At 65.9% G+C, this 19,907-nt stretch carries 16 protein-coding genes; 11 read left to right on the forward strand and 5 right to left on the reverse strand.

What is annotated here, in order from left to right; all coding sequences use genetic code 11:
* Positions 1 to 13: 13 nt before the first annotated feature.
* Positions 14 to 994, forward strand: coding sequence for a protein translocase subunit SecF (gene secF, locus ACWPWT_RS01630; RefSeq protein ID WP_454278290.1), 981 nt, complete (start codon positions 14 to 16; stop codon positions 992 to 994).
* Positions 991 to 1,374, forward strand: a complete 384-nt coding sequence (locus tag ACWPWT_RS01635; protein ID WP_454278291.1) for an MTH938/NDUFAF3 family protein — start codon at positions 991 to 993, stop codon at positions 1,372 to 1,374. Before secF ends, ACWPWT_RS01635 begins: the two co-directional genes overlap by 4 nt.
* Before the next feature lie 144 nt (positions 1,375 to 1,518).
* On the opposite strand, the gene ACWPWT_RS01640 is transcribed toward ACWPWT_RS01635, so the two are convergent.
* Positions 1,519 to 2,706, reverse strand: coding sequence for a glycosyltransferase (locus tag ACWPWT_RS01640; protein ID WP_454278292.1), 1,188 nt, complete (start codon positions 2,704 to 2,706; stop codon positions 1,519 to 1,521).
* Between the two features lie 227 nt (positions 2,707 to 2,933).
* Between ACWPWT_RS01640 and ACWPWT_RS01645 the strand changes: the two genes are divergently transcribed.
* Complete coding sequence (locus ACWPWT_RS01645; RefSeq protein ID WP_454278293.1) at positions 2,934 to 4,373, forward strand: S41 family peptidase; 1,440 nt, start codon at positions 2,934 to 2,936, stop codon at positions 4,371 to 4,373.
* A 141-nt stretch (positions 4,374 to 4,514) separates the two neighbouring features.
* On the opposite strand, the gene ACWPWT_RS01650 is transcribed toward ACWPWT_RS01645, so the two are convergent.
* The gene (locus ACWPWT_RS01650) at positions 4,515 to 5,339 is read right to left on the reverse strand and encodes a phosphoheptose isomerase (protein WP_454278294.1); all 825 of its coding nucleotides are present in this window, start codon (positions 5,337 to 5,339) and stop codon (positions 4,515 to 4,517) included.
* A gap of 181 nt (positions 5,340 to 5,520) precedes the next feature.
* On the opposite strand from ACWPWT_RS01650, the gene ACWPWT_RS01655 reads away from it, so the two are divergent.
* The 7 genes from ACWPWT_RS01655 to ACWPWT_RS01685 all read left to right on the forward strand — a co-directional run bounded on the left by ACWPWT_RS01655 (position 5,521) and on the right by ACWPWT_RS01685 (position 16,505).
* A complete protein-coding gene (locus tag ACWPWT_RS01655; protein WP_454278295.1) occupies positions 5,521 to 6,456 on the forward strand; it encodes an outer membrane protein assembly factor BamD in 936 nt (311 codons plus the stop codon).
* Positions 6,457 to 6,576: 120 nt separating this feature from the next.
* Entirely contained in the window at positions 6,577 to 8,241 is a 1,665-nt protein-coding gene (recN, locus tag ACWPWT_RS01660; RefSeq protein ID WP_454278296.1) for a DNA repair protein RecN, read from the forward strand.
* Between the two features lie 138 nt (positions 8,242 to 8,379).
* Positions 8,380 to 8,553 (forward strand): hypothetical protein, encoded by a 174-nt coding sequence (locus tag ACWPWT_RS01665; protein ID WP_454278297.1) that lies wholly within the window; start codon positions 8,380 to 8,382, stop codon positions 8,551 to 8,553.
* Between the two features lie 87 nt (positions 8,554 to 8,640).
* Positions 8,641 to 10,779, forward strand: a complete 2,139-nt coding sequence (gene ligA / locus ACWPWT_RS01670) for an NAD-dependent DNA ligase LigA (RefSeq protein WP_454278298.1) — start codon at positions 8,641 to 8,643, stop codon at positions 10,777 to 10,779.
* Positions 10,780 to 11,101: 322 nt separating this feature from the next.
* Positions 11,102 to 14,449, forward strand: coding sequence for a TonB-dependent receptor (locus tag ACWPWT_RS01675; RefSeq protein ID WP_454278299.1), 3,348 nt, complete (start codon positions 11,102 to 11,104; stop codon positions 14,447 to 14,449).
* Between the two features lie 122 nt (positions 14,450 to 14,571).
* Positions 14,572 to 15,711 carry a sensor histidine kinase gene (locus ACWPWT_RS01680; protein ID WP_261269934.1) on the forward strand — a complete coding sequence of 380 codons (1,140 nt, stop codon included), beginning with the start codon at positions 14,572 to 14,574 and terminating at the stop codon, positions 15,709 to 15,711.
* On the forward strand, positions 15,708 to 16,505 hold the full coding sequence (locus tag ACWPWT_RS01685; RefSeq protein WP_261269935.1) for a LytR/AlgR family response regulator transcription factor: 798 nt from the start codon (positions 15,708 to 15,710) through the stop codon (positions 16,503 to 16,505). The genes ACWPWT_RS01680 and ACWPWT_RS01685 overlap by 4 nt, the downstream gene beginning before the upstream one ends.
* 129 nt (positions 16,506 to 16,634) lie before the next feature.
* Here ACWPWT_RS01685 and queE read toward each other — a convergent pair whose 3' ends face one another.
* From queE to ACWPWT_RS01700, 3 genes are all read right to left on the reverse strand, one after another.
* Positions 16,635 to 17,267 carry a 7-carboxy-7-deazaguanine synthase gene (gene queE / locus ACWPWT_RS01690; protein ID WP_454278300.1) on the reverse strand — a complete coding sequence of 211 codons (633 nt, stop codon included), beginning with the start codon at positions 17,265 to 17,267 and terminating at the stop codon, positions 16,635 to 16,637.
* A 4-nt stretch (positions 17,268 to 17,271) separates the two neighbouring features.
* Positions 17,272 to 17,967 (reverse strand): 7-cyano-7-deazaguanine synthase QueC, encoded by a 696-nt coding sequence (queC, locus tag ACWPWT_RS01695; RefSeq protein WP_454278301.1) that lies wholly within the window; start codon positions 17,965 to 17,967, stop codon positions 17,272 to 17,274.
* A gap of 230 nt (positions 17,968 to 18,197) precedes the next feature.
* A complete protein-coding gene (locus ACWPWT_RS01700) occupies positions 18,198 to 19,049 on the reverse strand; it encodes an ABC transporter permease (RefSeq protein ID WP_454278302.1) in 852 nt (283 codons plus the stop codon).
* 87 nt (positions 19,050 to 19,136) lie between these two features.
* Between ACWPWT_RS01700 and ACWPWT_RS01705 the strand changes: the two genes are divergently transcribed.
* A complete protein-coding gene (locus ACWPWT_RS01705; RefSeq protein WP_454278303.1) occupies positions 19,137 to 19,787 on the forward strand; it encodes a GcrA family cell cycle regulator in 651 nt (216 codons plus the stop codon).
* The last annotated feature ends 120 nt before the right edge of the window (positions 19,788 to 19,907 follow it).

A 19,907-nucleotide genomic window follows, 5' to 3' on the forward strand; every position in this document is an offset into this window, starting at 1 on the left:
AGGAGAACAGATCATGCGCCTCCTGAAACTCGTCCCCGACAATACGAACATCGACTTTGTCCGCCTGCGCGGCTGGGCGTTCGGGCTGACGCTCGCGCTCACCCTGCTCGCGGTCGGCGTCACCTTCGCCAAGGGCCTCAATCTGGGCGTCGACTTTGTCGGCGGCCTGATGATCGAAGAGAAATTCCCCACCCCGCCTTCGGCCGACCGGGTCCGCTCGGTCGTTGACGGGCTGGGCGTGGGCGAAGCCAATATCCAGACGGTCGGTGACGGCCGGACGATCAGCATCCGCCTGCCCGTGCCCGCGTCCAAGGACGAAGGCGCGACCAACGCCGTCGTCCGCAAGGTCGAAGCGGCGCTGGGCCAGCAATTCCCCGGCGCGACCTTCAGCCGTTACGACACGGTGTCGGGCAAGGTCTCGGGCGAGTTGATCAAGCACGGCGTGCTCGCGGTCGTCCTGGCGATCCTGGGCATCGGCCTGTTCGCCATCTTCCGCTTCGAATGGCAGTTCGGCGTGTCGACCATCGTCGCGATCGTCCACGACCTTCTCGTCACGCTAGGCTTCTTTGCGATCACCGAGTTCGAGCTGGACCTGACGATCATCGCGGCGTTCCTGACGATCATCGGCTATTCGATCAACGACAAGATCGTCATCGACGACCGTATCCGCGAGAATATGCGCCGCTATCGCAAGATGGACATGCGCGAGATCATCAACCTGTCGGTGAACGAGACGCTGCCGCGCACGGTGATGACCTCGGTCACGATCCTGCTGGCGCTGATCGCGCTGCTGCTGCTCGGCGGCCATGTGCTGCGCGGCTTCACCGCGGCGATGATCCTGGGCATCGTGGTCGGCACCTATTCGTCCATCTATGTCTCGTCCTCGCTGCTCATCACGCTGGGCCTGCGCGCCGAGCCGAACCGCGAGAAGCCGGGCACCACTGACAAGCGTAGCGTCGCCGACGCCGAGCGGATCACGCCGCGCGAAGGATGAGCGACTCGATCCGCATCACGCGCGATCCCACCGCGCCCGGCCCGATCGTCCGGGGCTTTGCCGCCACGGGCTTTCGGGTCGGCGAGATCGCCTATCCCGCACTGCTGCTGTCACCCGACTGGCATGAGCCGTGGAACCCGCCGCCGTTCGAGTCGCTGACGGCGGATGCGGTGGCGGCGCTCATCGATGAAGCGCCCGAGTTTCTGTTGCTGGGCACGGGTGCGAACCTTCGTCGCGCGCCCGCTCCCTTCGCCGCCGCGTTGGAAGCACGCGGGCTGGGTATCGAGGTGATGGACAGCCGCGCCGCCGCCCGCGCTTGGGGCGTGTTGCGCAGCGAGGGCCGCAAGATCTGCGCGGCGCTCTACCCGCTCGACGCCTGACCGGATCGCCTCCGCATAGGCCGGAGGCCTTTCCCGAAACCTCCCTTCCCGCAAGGGGAGGGGATGGAACGGCGGACCGATCCGTCTCGCGCGGCACGCTTTACCTGGCGACGACGATCCGCGCCCGGTTCGCCGGTGAGCCGGTCACGCTTTCGCGGCAGCCCCCGCTCGGGACACCAGTTCCGACAGATGCGAATGCAGCGCGGCGGCGTTGGCGGGCCAGGTAAAGTCGCGCACCGCCGCGCGCACCGCCCATGGATCCGGCGCCTGATCCAGCACATCGCGGATCGCCACGGCAAAGGCCTCCGGCTCGGCCTGGGTGATCCGTCCGACGGTCCGGCTGGTCACGACATCCTCCGCCCCGCCCGCCGAAGTGATGACGATCGGCGTGCCGCAGGCGAGCGACTCGACCCAGGCATTGGCCAGCCCCTCGGATGCGGAAGCCAGCGCCATGACATCCGCTGCGCCGAGCAGCGCGGGCAATTCGTCATGCGGAACGGCGCCGATCAGACGCACCCGCTCCGCGATCCCCAACCGCTCGGCCCGTACCTGCAAGGCGGCGCGCTCGCCACCCTCCCCCACGATCATCAGCGTGACGCCGGGCAGCCGGGCCACGGCGTCGATCACCACGCCATGCCCTTTGCGCGGGATCAGCGCGCCCAGCGACAGGACCAGTGGCCCGGCAATGCCCAGCTTCGCCTTCGCCTCGGCCCGGTCGACCGGCTGGAACCGTGCCTGATCCACCCCGGTATGATGGACCCGGATAGACCCGCGCGGAACGCCGAGCGCCGCCACGTCCCGCGCCATCGCATCGCTGACGGCCAGCAGTCCATCGGCGGCGGCCGCCGCCCGCGCGACCTGGCTTCGGGTCGCGGGCATATGCCCCCAATGATGGATGTCCGCCCCCCGCGCCTTGATCGACATCGGGACCCCGTATCGCCGCCCCAACGCCACCGCCGCCGGACCATCGGGAAAGAAGAAGGACGCGTCGATCACGTCGAAGGGCCGCTCCGCCCATAGCCGATCCAGCACCGGGATCAGCGCACGGATCAGCGCCGAAACATGGAATCGTCCCCCCGTCCCCGGCCATGTGGTGAAGCGCGGCCGGCTGACGTCCAGGCCACCCCATGTCTCACGCAGCGGCAGCGCCGCCTGGGCCCGGAACCGCTCGGCCCGCGCCAGCGGCCAGACGGGCAGCCCGACCGGCGCCACCACCCGCACCCTCACGCCCGGACGCATCGCCAGTCCCGCGGTCTGCCGTTGAACGAAGATGCCGAAATTGGGCCGCGTCGCGTCGGGGAACAGACTCGACAGGGTCAGCACGTTCAACATGGTACCTCATATCTTCAGCCAGCCGACACAGCCCGGATCGATCGACACCATTTTCGGACGCGATACGTAAAGATGTCCGCACCAGAAGAGGGCGGCATTGTTGTTTGATCGAAAGCTTAGCAAAACTGACGACAAAGACGAATGCCATTCATGTTTGCGACAGATCGTCCCTGACAGATTTGGGGACATGGGCTATTCCCGTGAATAGCTTTCGGGGGAGGATTTCGATGGGTCGATTCGGACGATGGGGTGCGGTGCTGGCGCTGACGGCGACGCTCGCCGGCTGTGGCGACGGGGGCGGCAGCACATCCGGGTCGGTATCGACCGGCGGCGGCGGAACCTCGTCGGGGGGCAGCGTGGAATCCGCCTGTTCGCTTCGCAACCGCCAGAACTGGGTCGCGGCCCAGATGAACGAATGGTATCTTTTCCCCGATACCCTGCCCGCCTCGCTCGATCCGTCGCCCTATACAACCGTCAGCGATTATATCGACGCGCTGACCGCGACCGCGCGGGCGCAACGCAAGGATCGGTATTTCACCTACATCACCTCCATCAAGGAGGAGGATGCCTATTATAATTCGGGCTCGGATGCGGGCTTCGGCTTTCGCCTGACCACCGATTCGACCCAGAGCAAACTGCTCGTCGCCGAATCCTTCGAGAGCAGCGCGGCGTTCGCCGCTGGGGTCGATCGCGGGACCGAGATTCGGGGGATCGGCTCGACCGCCTCCAACATTCAATCGATCCAGGACATCGTCCGCGCCGATCCCAATAACGGCCTCTCCAACGCGCTGGGGCCGGATACGGCGGGGACCATCCGTTACTTTACCGTCGCCGATACCTCGGGCACGGTGCGCACCGTCACGCTGACCAAGTCGGCCTATACGCTGCAGCCGGTTTCGCCCAATTACGGTACGCAGGTCATCACCGACAATGGCCAGCGCTATGGCTATATCAACCTGCGCACCTTCATCAGCACGGCCGACCCGCAGTTGCGCGCCGCCTTCTCGACCTTCAAGCAGCAGGGCATCACCCAGGTCGTGGTCGACCTGCGCTATAATGGTGGCGGCAGCATCGCCATCGCCGATCTGTTCAACAACCTGCTGGGCGGGGCACGCCAGACCTCTGACGTGATGGGCTATGTCGCCTTCCGCCCGAGCAAGGCGTCGAACAACGAGACGACCTATTTCGCGCCACAGGCCGAATCGATCATGCCGACCCGGCTCGCCTTTATCGGCACCGGTGGAACGGCATCGGCCAGCGAGTTGGTCCTCAACCGCACCCTGCCCTATATGGGCAGCAATACAGGGCTGATCGGCGCCAACACTTATGGCAAGCCGGTGGGCCAGATCGCACGCGACAATGCGCAATGCGACGACCGGCTGCGCGTCATCGCGCTGGCGATCCAGAACGCCAACAGGCAGGGCGATTATTATAATGGCCTGGCCGGCGTCGTGCCCGCCAGCTGCCGCGCCGGTGACGACCTGACCCGCAAGATGGGCGATCCGCAGGAAGCCTCGACCCGCGCCGCGCTCGACTTCCTGCAAGGCAAGAGCTGCACACCGATCAGCGCCAGCGCGTCGGCGCAGGCACTGGGTGACGGTCCGCGCAAGCTGGTCCAGCCCCAGCGCCCCTCGGCTGCCCAGCGCGACGTGCCGGGCCTGTTCTAAGGGCCGTCGCGTGGCCGGATTCCCCCTGCGGGGGCAGCGGGGCCATGCGCATCATGGTGGAGGGGTGCCGCGCTAGGGAGAGCAGGACACCCTTTCGTCCGGGCTGCGGCCCGCCACCTCCCTTACCAGGGGGGAACGGGATTACAGCCGCTGCGTGCCCGCATAGGCGAACAAGGCATCGCCATCCGCCGACAGGCTGACGGTTTCCGAACCCGTTACGGTCAGGCACTGCCCCGCCTTGAATGCGATACCCGCCACCTCGCCGGTGCCGGTGATCGGGATCAACCAGGCGGTGCGCCCCTCGGGCAGCGCGACGGCATGGTCCCCCGCCGCCCAGCGCTCCAGCACGAATTTCGGCCCTTCGACCAGAATGTCGCGCCCCTCCCCCGCCGGCCCCGGCGAGACGATCGGCTGGTACGGCGTCAGATGCGCGACATCGACGCCATCCTCCAGATGCAGTTCACGGTCGCTGCCATAATCATAGAGGCGATAGGTGGTTTCGCTGTTCTGCTGAACCTCGATCACCGTCAGGCCCGCGCCGATCGCATGGATGGTGCCCGATGGCGCGTAATAAAAGTCGCCCTGCCTGACGCTGACCCAGTCCAGATCCTCCTCGACCGAACCGTCGCGCGCATCGGCGCGAAGCTGCTCCTTGGTCATCGGCGCCTTGGGGCCCAAGGCGATGGTCGAATCGGGCTCGGCGGTCAGGATGGTCCAGCATTCGTCCTTGCCGCGCGGCAGGCCACGCGCATGGGCCTGTTCGTCATCGGGATGGACCTGCACCGACAGCTTCTCGCTGGTGAACAGATATTTGATCAGCAGGTCGGGCGAGGTGTCGCCGGGTTCCTGGAACCACACTTCGCCAATGGGTGCGCCGCCGGGCGCGACATCCTCGAACCCGGGATACAGCGTGTGACGGCCCCAGGGCTTTTCGACGCGATGGGTTTGGAGAAGCGTGGCGGGCATGGGTCAGTAATTCCTTCCGATCGGACGGCGGTTCAACCGCCTGGACGGGCGCGCCGTTCCGCCGCCCGGGCCGTAATGCGCCCCATGCCGCGCGCATCGCATGGATGGCAAGCCATCTGTCGCAAAGCGGGTATGCGGAGGGACTGTTCCCCGCCGCTCGGCTGCGCTAAGGACGTGCGCGATGCGTAACCCCCGTTCCCGTGCGCTGTCGCTGGCGCTGATCGCCGCTCTGGCCCTTCCGATCGCGGGTTGCGCCCGCAACCGTACCCGCACCGACCTGCCCTATGTCGCGCGCGACGTCGGCACGCTGTACACGGCCGCCAAGAACCGGCTGGACCAGCACCGCTATAAGGAGGCGGCCTTGCTGTTCGACGAGGTGGAGCGCCAGCACCCCTATTCGATCTGGGCTCGCCGTGCGCAGTTGATGAGCGCGTTCAGCTATTATCTGGGCCGCGACTATACCCAGTCGATCCAGTCGGCTCAGCGTTTCATCTCGGTCCACCCCGGCAATCGCGACGCGCCTTACGCTTATTATCTGATCGCGCTCGGCTATTATGAGCAGATCCAGGACGTGACCCGCGACCAGAAGATCACCCGCCAGGCGCTCGACGCGCTGGGGGAATTGATGCGCCGCTATCCCAACACCCGCTATGCCGCCGATGCGCGGTTGAAGGTCGATCTGGTCAACGATCACTTGGCGGGCAAGGAAATGGAGATTGGCCGCTTCTACGAGGATCGCCATCAGTGGCTGGCCGCGTCGATGCGCTTCCGCACCGTGGTCGACAAGTACCAGACGACCAGCCACACGCCCGAGGCGCTGCTGCGGCTGACCGAGACCTATCTCGCCTTGGGCGTCCGTCCCGAGGCGGAACGCGCCGCCGCCGTGCTCGGCGCCAATTATCCGGGCAGCGACTGGTATGACCGCGCCTATAAGCTGATGCGCGAATATCCGGTCGTCCAGATTCCCGCGATCCAGCCGGGCCAGCCCGTGGTTCCCAGCGGCACGCCGGGTTCGGTGAATGTCGGCCTGCCGGGCAGCACGGGCACCGCGACCCCCAGCGCGGCCGCCCCCGGCCGACCGACCCCGACCGGCAACAACAGCGCGCCGACCGGCTGAACCGGGAAAGGGCGCGCGATCAGGCTTCGCGTGCCCCCTCCTCCCCGCCCCGAACAAATCGGGATCATTTTCGTGTGAGGGGGATAACATCGCGCGGCGTTTCGCTCTATATCGCCCGCCATGCTGACCGCGCTGTCCATTCGTGATGTCGTGCTGATCGAGGCCCTGGACCTCGATTTCGGCCAAGGCCTGGGCGTTCTGACCGGCGAGACCGGCGCGGGCAAATCGATCCTGCTCGATGCCCTAGGATTGGCGCTGGGTGGACGCGGCGACAGCGGACTGGTGCGGCACGGCGCGGGCCAGGCGATCGTCACCGCCAGCTTCGAGCCCCCCGCCCCCGACGGCCGCCTGTCCGCTATATTGGACGAAGCGGGCATCGAAATCGAACCGGGCGAACCGCTGATCGTCCGCCGACAGGTCAAGGCCGACGGCGGCAGCCGGGGCTTCGTCAACAGCCAGCCCGCCTCCGCCGCGTTGTTGCGTGAAATGGCGCCTTTCCTGGTCGAAATCCACGGCCAGCATGACGATCGCGGCCTGCTGAACCCACGCGGGCACCGGATGATGCTCGACAGCTTCGGTCGGATCGACACCCAGGCGGTGGCCGCCGCCTGGACCCGGTTGCGCGAGGCGGAGACCGCGCTGACCAGCGCGCGCGAAGAGATCGAGACGGCGGCGCGGGATCGCGAATGGCTGGAACATGCGGTGGCCGAACTGACCAAGCTCGCCCCCGAACCCGGCGAGGAAGAAGCGCTGGCCGATCGCCGCCGCACCATGCAGCGCTCGGAGAAGATCGCGGGCGAACTCGGCGCGATCGAGGAGCATCTGCAGGGATCGGACGGCGCGCTCGCCGGATTGCGACAGGCCGCCCGGGTGCTGGAGCGGATCGGCGAGGATCACCCCGCGCTGGCCGACGCACTGGCCGCGATCGACCGCGCGGTGATCGAGGCGTCGCTGGCCGAGGAACGGCTGGTCGAAGCGCAGCGTGAACTCGCCTATGACCCCCGCGCGCTGGAAGAGGACGAAGCACGGCTGTTCGAACTGCGCGGCATGGCGCGCAAGCACCGCGTTCAGCCCGATGACCTGGCCGACCTGACCGAGCAGCTTCGCGGACGGCTGGAACGGCTGGACGCGGGCGAGGAAGGCATCGGCCGGCTGGAGGCCGCCGTCGCGACCGCGCGCGCCGCCTATGACAAGGCCGCCGCGCAGGTGTCGAAGGCGCGCGCCGCCGCCGCCGAGCGGCTCGATAAATCGGTTAAGAGCGAGCTGGCACCGCTCAAGCTAGATGCCGCACGCTTCCGCACCACCGTCGCCCCGGTCGAGCCGTCGGGCTGGTCGGCAGCGGGCAAGGACCGGGTGGAGTTCGAAATTTCCACCAACCCCGGCGCGCCCTTCGCCCCGCTGATGAAGATCGCCAGCGGCGGCGAATTGTCGCGTTTCATCCTGGCGCTGAAGGTCGCGCTGGCCGAGGAAGGCGGCGCGACGACGATGATCTTCGACGAGATCGATCGCGGCGTCGGCGGCGCCGTCGCCTCCACGATCGGCGACCGTCTGCACCGGCTGGCGGGCCGGACCCAGTTGCTGGTCGTAACCCACAGCCCCCAGGTGGCGGCGCGCGGGGCCGCGCATCTGTTGATCGCCAAGAGCCATGACGGCACCGTTACCCGCACCGGCGTCCGCGCGCTGGGCGATGCCGAACGGCGCGAGGAGATTGCCCGCATGCTGTCCGGCGCAACCATCACCGACGAGGCCCGTGCGCAGGCCGACAGGTTGCTCGAGTCCCAATAACGCACAGCCGAAAACGATTTTATATCCGATATGAAGCTGATAGGATTGGGAAGTCCTTATTCCCAAGGCGATCTTCTTCGGACGTACCGGATGCTCGCGAAATTCCCGTCGGCGACCCCGCCCCATGATGCCCATGATATGGCCCAATTGACCGCCGGTCTTCAGTCCTGTCTGGCGCTGGCGGACAAGCTGCATCTGGACATGGTCGCGATTCATGTCGAGCAGGCGCGGGCCTGGCTGGTCGATCATGGCCTGGAATGCCCGGCGGGATCGAAACCGTCGAGCGAACCCCATCACGACCAGCAACCCTGAACCGGCGGGATCGCGCATTGCTCGCTTGATCTTGTTGAGGGTCCGGCATCTTGATCCTGGCGCAAGGGCTGGACTAGCACGGACGGCGTGACGCCACAGACCTCCTTGCCGCAAACCGATCTCGAAGCCGCCGCCGAGCTGAACACGCTCGCCCGCGAGATCGCCCATCACAACCGCCTCTATCATAGCGAGGACGCGCCCGAGATTTCGGACGCCGACTATGACGCGCTGGTTCGCCGCAACAAGGCGATCGAGGCCGCCTTCCCCCATCTAATCCGCGCCGATTCGCCCAGCAAGCAGGTCGGCGCCGCGCCCGCCGCCCATCTGGCCAAGGTCGCTCATGCCCGGCCGATGACCAGCCTGGACAATGCCTTTACCGATGAAGAGGTGGAGGAATTTATCGGCCGCGTCCGCCGCTATCTGAAGCTGCCGGACGGCGAGCCCGTCACCCTGACCGCCGAGCCCAAGATCGACGGGCTGTCCTGTTCGCTTCGTTATGTCGACGGCCAGCTCGTCCAGGCGCTGACCCGGGGAGACGGTACGATCGGCGAGGATGTGACGGAGAATGTGCGCACCATCGCCGATGTGCCCAAGACGCTGTCCGATCCCGCCCCCGCCGTGTTCGAGGTGCGGGGCGAGGTCTATATGAGCAAGCGGGACTTCGCCGCGCTCAACGCCCGGCTGGCACAGGACGCCGCGGAAACGGGCAAGGAGGCGCGCCAGTTCGCCAATCCGCGCAATGCCGCCGCCGGTTCGCTGCGCCAGAAGAATCCCGCCATCACCGCCGCCCGCCCGCTCCGCTTCCTGGCCCATGGCTGGGGCGAGGCGAGCGAGGTGCCGGTCGAAACCCAGTTCGACATGGTCGAGACCTGGCGCCGCTGGGGCTTTCCCATCGCGGACGCCTTTGCCCGCGTGCCGGATGCCGCCGCCGCCCTGGCGATCTACCGCAGCATCGAGGCGCAGCGGGCGGACCTGCCCTTCGACATCGATGGGGTCGTCTACAAGGTCGACCGGCTCGACTGGCAGGCGCGGCTGGGGATTGTCGGGCGGGTACCGCGCTGGGCGATCGCGCACAAATTTCCCGCCGAACGTGCCCAGACCACGCTGGAAAAGATCGACATTCAGGTCGGTCGCACCGGCGCGCTGACCCCCGTCGCCCGGCTGGAGGCGGTGACCGTCGGCGGTGTCGTCGTGACCAATGCGACGCTGCACAATGCCGATGAGATCGAACGGCTGGGGGTTCGCCCCGGCGACCGCGTGGTGCTCCAGCGTGCGGGCGACGTCATCCCGCAGATCGTCGAGAACCTGACCCGCGACGTCGCCCGCGAACCCTTCGTCTTCCCCGACCACTGCCCCGAATGCGGGAGTCTCGCGACGCGCGAGGAGGGCGAGGTCGTCATCCGCTGCACCGGCGGCCTGATCTGTCCGGCGCAGCGGGTCGAGCGATTGATCCACTTCGTCTCCCGCCATGCCTTCGACATTACGGGCCTGGGGCTGGTGCGGATCGAGGAGTTCTTCCGCGACGGCCTGATCGCCTCACCCGCCGACATCTTTCGCCTGCACCGGCACCGTGACGCGCTGATCCAGCGCGAGCGCATGTCCGAACTGGTGGTGGACAAGCTGCTCGCCGCGATCGATTCGCGGCGGGAGATCGCGCTCGACCGCTTCCTCTTCGCGCTGGGTATTCGCCATGTCGGGGAGATCACCGCGCGCGATCTGGCGCGTCGCTTCGTCTCGATGGGGGGCTTTCGCGCGATGATCGACGCCGCGCTCACCGTGCGGGCCGAAACCGTCGCCGCCTTGGGCGAGCCGGAGCGCAAGTTCGAGCTGCGTCGCCAGCGCGCCATCGTCGCCGCGATCGATACGCCACAAATCGGCCCCGAAGTCACCGACGCGCTGCTCGATTTCTTCGCGGAGGACCATAATCGCGCCGTGGTCGACGACCTGCTGAGCGAAGTCACCCCGCTCGACGTCGTGCACCAGACCCGCGACTCGGAGGTGACGGGCAAGACCCTGGTCTTCACCGGCACGCTCGAAACCCTGTCGCGCGACGAGGCCAAGGCGCAGGCCGAAGCGCTGGGCGCGCGCGTATCGGGATCGGTCTCCGCCAAGACCGATCTGGTCATCGCGGGGCCGGGGGCTGGATCGAAGCTGAAAAAGGCGCAGGATCTGGGCATCTCGGTGATCGACGAAGCCGCCTGGAACGCCCTGGTCGCAGGGAGCTGATTCTGCACCGACAAAGGGTGACGCGGCCATGACGCCCGCGTCACCCGATCGGGCATCGTTGCGCCCGCACCGCTGGCCCAGCCTGCGCCGCTCCACCGAATCAGCCCAGACATTTCCAAGCAATTAGAGCGCGCTATCACTGTCGCCACCCGCGATACCGTTGCCAAACTGCAACGCCCGCGCACCGAGTGACAGCCCCCCTGTCACAAGCGCGAGCTTTGTAACATAATGGCAATGTTCGAAGCGCAGGGGCACGCCCAACCGAGCCGGAAAACACGGCCGGACCGTGCCGCTTCGCGCGCGAAAAGGGGACTTTTTATCTATGCGTAATTCGCTTTTCCTGGGTGCGGCCATTGTCGCGCTCGCCATTCCGGCGGCGGCTGCCGCGCAGGAAACGACCTCGTCGATCCGCGGCAACGTCTCCGCCAATGGCGCGCCGGTCGCAGGCGCGACTGTTACGATCGTCAACGTACCGTCGGGCACGACGACCTCCACGGTCTCGGGTGCGGACGGCTCGTTCTCCTCGACCGGCCTTCGCGTCGGTGGTCCTTTCACCGTCACCGTCTCGGCTCCGGGCTATCAGGAAACCCGTGTCACGGACATCTTCACCGTCACCAGCCTTCCCTATGAACTGCCGGTCGAGCTGGCGGCCGAGGGCCAGGGCAGCGGCGAGATCGTCGTGACCGCTTCGTCCATCGCGGGCGCCGGCACCAAGAGCCTGGGTCCGGTCACCGTGCTGACCGCCGCCGACATCGCCAATATCGCCAGCGTCAACCGCGACGTGCGCGACCTGATGCGCCGCGATCCCTTCGCCCGCCTCGACTATGCCTCCGGCTCGGGCCGCGCCGTGTCGTTCGCCGGTCAGAATGCGCGCTTCAACCGCTTCTCGGTCGACGGCGTGCCGATCACCGACAATTTCGGTCTGAACCCCGATGGCCTGCCAACCCGCCGCAGCCCGGTGCCGCTGGACGCCATCGGCCAGTTCCAGACCAAGGTCGCGCCTTATGACGTGCGCGAAGGCAATTTCCAGGGCGGCGCGATCAACGCCATCCTTAAGTCGGGCACCAATCAGTTCCACGGGACTGGCTTCTATTCCTATTCGTCGAACAAGCTGACCGGCAACGAAACCAAGGCGGGTCCGGGCGTGCCGACCGGCCGCGTGACCCTGCCCCCGTTCAAGATCCAGAATTTCGGCGCCGAGCTTTCGGGCCCGATCATCAAGGACAAGCTGTTCTTCATGGTCGCGGGCGAGCGCATCCGCGCAGGCACCCCGATCGTCGACGGCACTGTCGAGAACAATGCCGGCACGGTCATCCCGAACGCCGGCGACGCCGGTGGCCTGCTGACCGACGCGACCGTCAACCAGATCACGTCGATCGCCAAGTCCCGTTACAATTACAATGCGGGCGGCATCCTGAACAATTCGCAGGACAGCGACGACCGCCTGACCGCGCGCCTCGACGCCAACCTGTCCGACACGCAGCGCGCGTCGTTGACCTATCTGTACACCAAGGACTCGATCCGGCTTAACCAGAACGCGTCGGTCACCGCGCCCAGCCTGGGCCTGGAATCGAACGGCTATATCAGCAGCAACCGCCTCCACACCGGCGTGTTCCAGCTGAACAGCGACTGGTCGGACGAATTCTCGACCGAAGTCCGCGCTTTCTACAAGGATTACAAGCGCGGCCAGGATCCCGTCCTGGGTCGCGGCTTCGCACAGTTCCAGGTTTGCGCGGCGCCGACGTCGGACCGCTCCAACCCCGGTTCGGCCGGTGCCAATGCATCGACCACCTGCGCACCGGGCTATGCCTCGATCTATCTGGGCCCGGACGTTTCGCGTCAGTCGAATGCCCTGACCAGCCGCACCTATGGCGGCCTGATCCAGGGTCGCCTGAACCGCGAAAACCATGACCTGCGCATCTTCGCCGATTTCCAGGACACCAAGATCGAGAACCTGTTCGTGCAGAGCACGGCGGGCAACTATTATTTCGACTCGATCGCGGACTTCCAGGCGGGCAACGCCCAGCGCCTGCGTTACGGCAATGCGGTTCCCAGCCTGAACCCGATCGATGCGGCGGCTCGCTTCCGCTATCAATCCTATGCCTTTGGCATCCAGGACAATTGGCGGATCACCGACTGGTTCAGCCTGGATTACGGCATCCGTTACGACATGTATGGCGGCCACAGCCGTCCGGCATTCAACCAGTCGTTCTTCAACCGCCTGGGCTACGCCAACACCGCCTATATCAGCGGCCGCGGCATCGCTCAGCCGCGTATCGGCTTTGAACTGCGTCCGTCGAAGGAATTGTCGGTTCGCGGCGGCGTCGGCATCTTCTCGGGCGGCTCGCCGGACGTCTACGTCTCGAACAGCTTCTCGAACACGGGCTTCCTGTCGAACACGATCGACATCCGCCAGAACAACGATGGCAGCTACGCGGCCACCAACCTGCCCGCAGGTGTCGGCGCCGCGGCGCTGACCGGCGTTTCCGGCACGACGATCCCCGGCGCGGTGAACAACTATCTGAATGCGGGCACGATCTCCTCGACTGCCCCGACCAATGCGCTGGACCCCAAGTTCAAGCTGCCGTCGCAATGGCGCTCGACCCTGTCGTTCGACTATGCGCCGACGGCGTTGTCGGGCTTCAACTTCGGTGCCGACTTCTTCTACTCGAAGGTTCGCAACCAGGTGTTCTTCACCGACGCGCGGGTCGTGCCCACCGCGCTGCGGACTCCCGACGGCCGCGTGCGCTATGCGGCGCTGACCTCGTTCGGCGACACGAACTCGGACCTGATCCTGACCAACACGACCCGTGGCCGCAGCTATATCGCGGTCGCGCGGGTCGACAAGACGTTCGATCTGGGCCTGAACCTGGGCGCCAGCTTCACCTATCAGGACATCAAGGACCAGGCCCCGGCCACCTCGTCGACCGCCAGCTCCAACTATGGCAACGGCGCGTTCCTCGATCCCAACGGTGCGGCCTATGGCATCTCGAACGAGCAGGTGAAGTACAACATTAAGTACAACCTGACCTTCGAGCGCGCCTTCTTCGGCGATTACAAGACCACCTTCGCGCTGTTCGGTGAGACCCGCATCGGCCGTCCGTATAGCTGGACGATGCAGGACGCCTCGAACCAGCGCAGCCCGGTCTTCGGGACGATCGGTTCGTCCAGCCGTTATCTGCTGTACGTACCGACGGGTCTGGACGATGCCCGCGTGTCGTATGACAGCCCCCAGACGGCGCAGACGCTCGATGCGCTGATCAAGTCGACCGGTCTCGACAAGTATCGGGGTCAGATCGCGCCGCGCAATGCCTTCAACTCGAAGTGGTTCACCAAGATCGACCTGCACTTGGCGCAGGAGATTCCGACGGGTCTGGGCGCGTCGCGCATCCAGGTCTTCATGGACATCGAGAACTTTGCGAACCTGTTGAACAAGAATTGGGGCCAGCTGCGTCAGTACAGCTTCCCCTACACGCAGGCAGCGGTGCGGGTGCAGTGCCTGACCGCACCGGTCGCGACCGGCACGGCGGGCGGTTCGGCAGTCGCCACCACCTCGAGCCAGGCTTGCGCCCAGTATCGTTACCTGGCGCCGAACTCGACGCCGACCGACACGATCTCGTCGCAGGAATCGCTCTACCAGATCCGCATCGGCGCGCGCTTCAGCTTCTAAGCTGAGGCGTCCGGCTGTCGGACATCGGGGCCGCCCCTCCTTCGGGAAGGGCGGCCCTTATTTTTGCCCCTATCCCTCGGGTTTTGCCCTTCGGTCGCAGGCGGTGTAGATGTCGCCCGGCCATGGCCACCCATTCGCCCGTTCCGCCTTACCTCGCCTCCCCTGCCGCGTCCGGGCAGCTTTCGGTGCGGCCGTTTTTCGAGAACAAGGCACGCGCCTTTTGGATTCTCCAGGCGGTCGGCTGGTCGGGCTATCTGGTCCAGCGTTCGGTGGTCGGCATCTCCAACGGCTTTTCGCTGGAGAAGATCATCCCGGTGATCATCGAGGCGATCCTGGGCTATTGCATCACCCTGCTGCTCTCGACGCTTTACGGCTATTATCGCCGCCTGCCGCGCATCATGGGGGTGTTCCTGACGCTGGCGACGCTGGCGGCGGCGACCTTTCTCTATGCCGCGCTCAACGCCTTTTCCTTTTCGTTCATCACCACGACCCAGCCGGGGGTGACGGTCAGCCTGCTGATCGGCAATTTGTTCATCACCTTCAACGTGCTGGCGGGCTGGTCGGCACTGTATTTCGCGATCAACTATTATCTGATCGTCGAGAGCCAGATCGACGAGATGCGCGCGCTGGAACTTCAGGCGTCGACCGCGCAGCTGGCGATGTTGCGCTATCAGTTGAACCCGCATTTCCTGTTCAACACGCTGAATTCCATCTCGACGCTGGTGCTGCTGAAACAGACCGAGCGGGCCAATGCGATGTTAAGCCGGCTGTCAGCCTTCCTCCGCTACACCCTGGCGAACGAGCCCACGGCGCATGTGACCGTGGCGCAAGAGGTTGAAACGCTGAAACTCTATCTCGAAATCGAGAAAATGCGCTTTGAGGATCGCCTGCGTCCCAGTTTCGAGATCGACCCCCGGGCTGAACGCGCACGCCTGCCCTCGCTGCTGCTGCAACCGCTGGTCGAGAACGCTATCAAATACGCCGTCACGCCGCAGGAGGAAGGCGCGGAAATCCGTGTCGATGTGCGACTGGTCGGGCAACGGGTGCGGATCGCCGTATCGGACACCGGCCCCGGCTTGCACGAGGTGCGTCATTCCTCAAGCGTTTCGACAGGCGTTGGACTGTCCAATATCCGCGAACGGTTGGCCCAGGCTTACGGCCCGGACCACCGTTTCGAATCCCGCTCCGCGCCGGCTGGCGGATTCTCGGTCGAGATCGAGATCCCCTTCCAGCTTGAGAATGTGAACAGAGAGGCCGCATGACCATCCGTACCATCCTCGTCGACGACGAGCCCCTGGCGATCCAGGGCATGGAGCTTCGGCTCCAGGCGCACGACGACGTCGAGATCATCGAGCGTTGCTCGAACGGGCGCGAAGCGATCCGCGCGATCAAGACGCACAAGCCCGACCTCGTCTTTCTCGACATCCAGATGCCGGGTTTCGACGGCTTTTCGGTAATCCAGGGCCTGATGGAGGTCGAGCCGCCGCTGTTCGTCTTCGTCACCGCCTATTCCGACCACGCCCTGCGCGCCTTCGAGGCGCAGGCGGTCGATTATCTGATGAAGCCCGTCGAGGAAGCCCGCCTGGCCGACACGCTCGACCGCGTGCGCCAGCGGCTGAACGAGAAGCGCGGCGCGGGCGAGGTCGAGAAGCTGAAGGAAGTGCTCGCCGAGCATGCGCCGGACGCGGTCACCGACCTCAGCGAAGGCGGCGAAGTGGCGTCCAGCCGTTTCGAGAAGCTCATCAACATCAAGGATCGCGGCCAGATCTTCCGCGTCGATGTCGACACGATCGAAATGATCGAGGCGGCGGGCGATTATATGGTCATCAACACCGGCGACAATTCGCTGGTCCTGCGTGAAACGATGAAGGACTTGGAAAAGCGGCTCGACCCGCGGCGTTTCCAGCGGGTGCACCGTTCGACCATCGTCAACCTGGACCTGGTCAAGCAGGTCAAGCCGCACACCAATGGCGAGTGCTTCCTGCTGCTCGAATCGGGCGCGCAGGTGAAGGTCTCACGCAGCTACCGCGACGTGGTGGCTCGGTTCGTTCATTAAGGAATATGTCCTCCCCTACAAAGGGGAGGTCGCAGGCCGAAGGCCTGACGGAGGGGTGTCGCGCTATCGAAAGGGGGTCACCCCTCCGCCAGCTTCGCAGGTCCCCCCCTTGCAGGGGAGGACTTTAGCCTAACGCAACCCCAACATCTTGTGCGTCTGAAGCGTCAATCGCCAGCGCGGCCGTTCCATCACCATGGCGATGCACGCCTCGCGATTCGCCTCCGCACGCGGATCGTCGAGCGGCTGGAGCAGATGGCTTGTGAAGTCCCAGCGCTCGACCTCCGCAGGGTCGATGCCAGCCTGGGGCCAGACCAGCTTTAATTCCTGCCCCGAACGCTGGACGACCTCGGACCCCGCCTTGGGGCTGATGCACACCCAGTCGAGGCGCGGATGCGCCGCAATCGTCCCGTTGCTCTCGATCGCGATGAAGAATTCGGCGTCGTGCAGCGCATCGACCAATGCGTCATCGACCTGCAACATCGGCTCGCCACCGGTCAGCACGACGAAGCGTTCGGCCCGTTCCGCGCCCCAAAAGCCCTCGACCGCCGCGACCAGTGCCGCGGCATCGGCAAAGCGTCCGCCGCCCAGACCATCGACCCCGACGAAATCGGTGTCGCAGAACCGGCAGATGGCGCTGGCCCGGTCCTGCTCGCGGCCCGACCAGAGATTGCACCCGGCAAAGCGCACGAACACCGCGCGCCGCCCGGCCTGCACGCCCTCACCCTGGAGCGTCAGGAACATCTCCTTGACGGCATAGCTCATGGCGTCAGCCCTGCGGCTTGACCGCGTAAGCGGTGGGATCGGGAATGCCCGCTTCCTCGAATCCGCGCGAGCGCAGGCGGCAGCTGTCGCATTCGCCGCAATGCAGTCCCTCGGGCGTCGGGTCGTAGCAGGACCAGCTCAGCCCCATATCGACGCCCAGCCTCGTGCCTTCGCGCACGATGTCCGCCTTGGTCATATGCTGAAGCGGGGCATGGATCTTGAACGGCTGGCCCTCGACACCGGCCTTGGTCGCGATCTCCGCCAGCCCTTCGAAGCCGGCGATGAATTCGGGGCGGCAGTCGGGATAGCCCGAATAGTCGAGCGCATTGACCCCGATGAACAGGTCGCGCGCGCCCGCCGCCTCGGCCCAGCCCAGCGCCAGGCTGAGGAAGATGGTGTTGCGCGCGGGGACATAGGTGACCGGAATGCCCGGCTGCACCCCGTCCTTGGGCACGTCGATATCGGCGGTCAGCGCCGATCCGCCGAATGCCGACAGATCGAGCGGCAGGACGATATGCCGTTCGGCCCCCAACGACTCGGCGACACGCGCGGCGGCGGCAAGCTCGACCTTATGGCGCTGGTTATAGTCCACCGACAAAGCGAGGATGCGATAGCCTGCGGCCTTGGCCGAAGCAGCGGAAATCATCGAGTCCAGCCCGCCCGAAACGAGCACGACCGCCATGGGAGCAGAAGATGTCATGATGGGTGGGATCGCTACGCCGATTGTCGCGGTCTTGCAACCCGACGCACGGCGACCGCTTCGGAGAAAGGTCGGGACCACGGCCAGCCAGCCCGATGGGCGGCCCCAGGGTCGCGGTCCCGAAAAGGGCTTGAACCGGGCATGCTGAAACCCGGACGAGGGAGTCTCCGCTACTGCAGAGCCCCCTTCATAGACCCAGGTCGGTGAAAATCGGGTTAAGCGGCCCCGGCTTAATTCTTCAGCTTCCAGCCCTTACGCAGCAGGACGTAGCAGAGCACCGCCATCGCGGCATCGATCGCCAGCACGATGAATCCGCCGAGCGTCACCGGCGAGTCGGCCAGCCCGAGGAAGCCATAGCGGAAGCCCGAAATGACGTAGAAAAACGGGTTGGCGTGGCTGATCGCGCGAAAGGCGGGGGCCAGGCCATCGACCGAATAGAAGGTGCCCGACAGCAGCGACAGCGGCACGACGACGAAATTGGTGACGGCGGCGGCATGGTCGAACTTTTCCGCCCAGATCGAGGTCAGCACGCCCAGCAGCGCGAGGAAGATCGATCCCAGCAACCCGAACCACAACACCGCGAAAAAGGCGTGCGGCGTCACATGGACGCCCGGCCAGATCGCCATCGCGAGCCAGACGGTCAGCCCGACCAGCACCGCGCGCGTCACCGCGCCGCCGACCAGCGCCGCCAACAACTCGGCGGTGGAGAGCGGCGGCATGAGATAATCGACGATCGTCCCCTGAATCTTACCGACCAGCAGCGAGAAGCTGGCATTGGCGAAGGCATTGTTCATCATGCCCATCACGATCAGGCCCGGCGCGATGAAATCGGCGAACGGCACCTGCGCGCCCGCCACCGGCACGGCGTGCCGACCACCCAACGCGGTGGTGAAAATGATGAGATACAGGAGCGTGGTGACCGATGGCGCCCAGATCGTCTGGAGCTGCACCTTGAAGAACCGGCGCACCTCCTTGATATAGAGGGTTCTGAGGCCGCCCCAGTTGATGTTCCGGATTACGGGCTCACCGGGGGCGGCGCGCACCGCCGAGGGAATTTCTCCGATTGGGGGCTGGCTGCTCATCGCCATAGCGCGTAACCGTTGCCGTGGCCGCCCGCAAGCCGGTACGATGACTGGTCGGTGCGATGATGAAGTGAGGAAAGGTTTCGAATGTCGTGGACCGATGAGCGGATCGATACGCTCAGGACGATGTGGGAAGCGGGTCAGACCGCCAGCCAGATCGCCGAAGCACTGGGCGGGGTCAGCCGCAACGCGGTGATCGGCAAGGCGCACCGCCTGGGGCTTCAGGCGCGTCCGTCGCCGGTAAAGGCCAATGAGGCCGCCGCGCCCGTGGTCGAGTCGCCTGTGGCCGCGCCGCCGCCCCCGCCACCTCCCGCGCCGGAACCGGAGCCCGAACCCGTGCGCGCCGAGCCGGAGGTGGAGGTATCCGCCGAGCCCGCGCCCGAACCGGTACGCGAGCAGCAACCGATCCTGCGCTCGGTCGGCCCGGGCGGTTTCGTGCGCCAGTCCCCCGGCGAGCAGCAGCCCCCGCCCTCGCCCGCGCCGCCGCGTCGACTCGTCCCGGCCAAGCCCAGCCCCGAAATGGCGGGCAAGACCTCGCTGCTCGATCTGAACGACCGTATCTGCAAATGGCCGCTGGGTCATCCGGGCGAGCCGGACTTCCACTTTTGCGGCGAGAAGGTGAATCCGGGCTTCCCCTATTGCGTCGAGCATTGCGGCCATGCCTATCAGGCGCAGCTGCCCCGTCGCGACCGCCGCCCGCCGCCGCCGCTGCCCTTTGGCGGCCCGCGCGTCCGCTGATTCGGGGTCGATAGAAAAAAGCCCGCCGGTGTCATGACCAGCGGGCTTTTTCGTTGGCGGATGCCCCTGCCCCTCGACTTCGCTCAGGCCGAACGGAGCTTGGCATCACGCCAAACACGC

It is taken from the genome of Sphingomonas sp. Marseille-Q8236 (assembly GCF_965112005.1).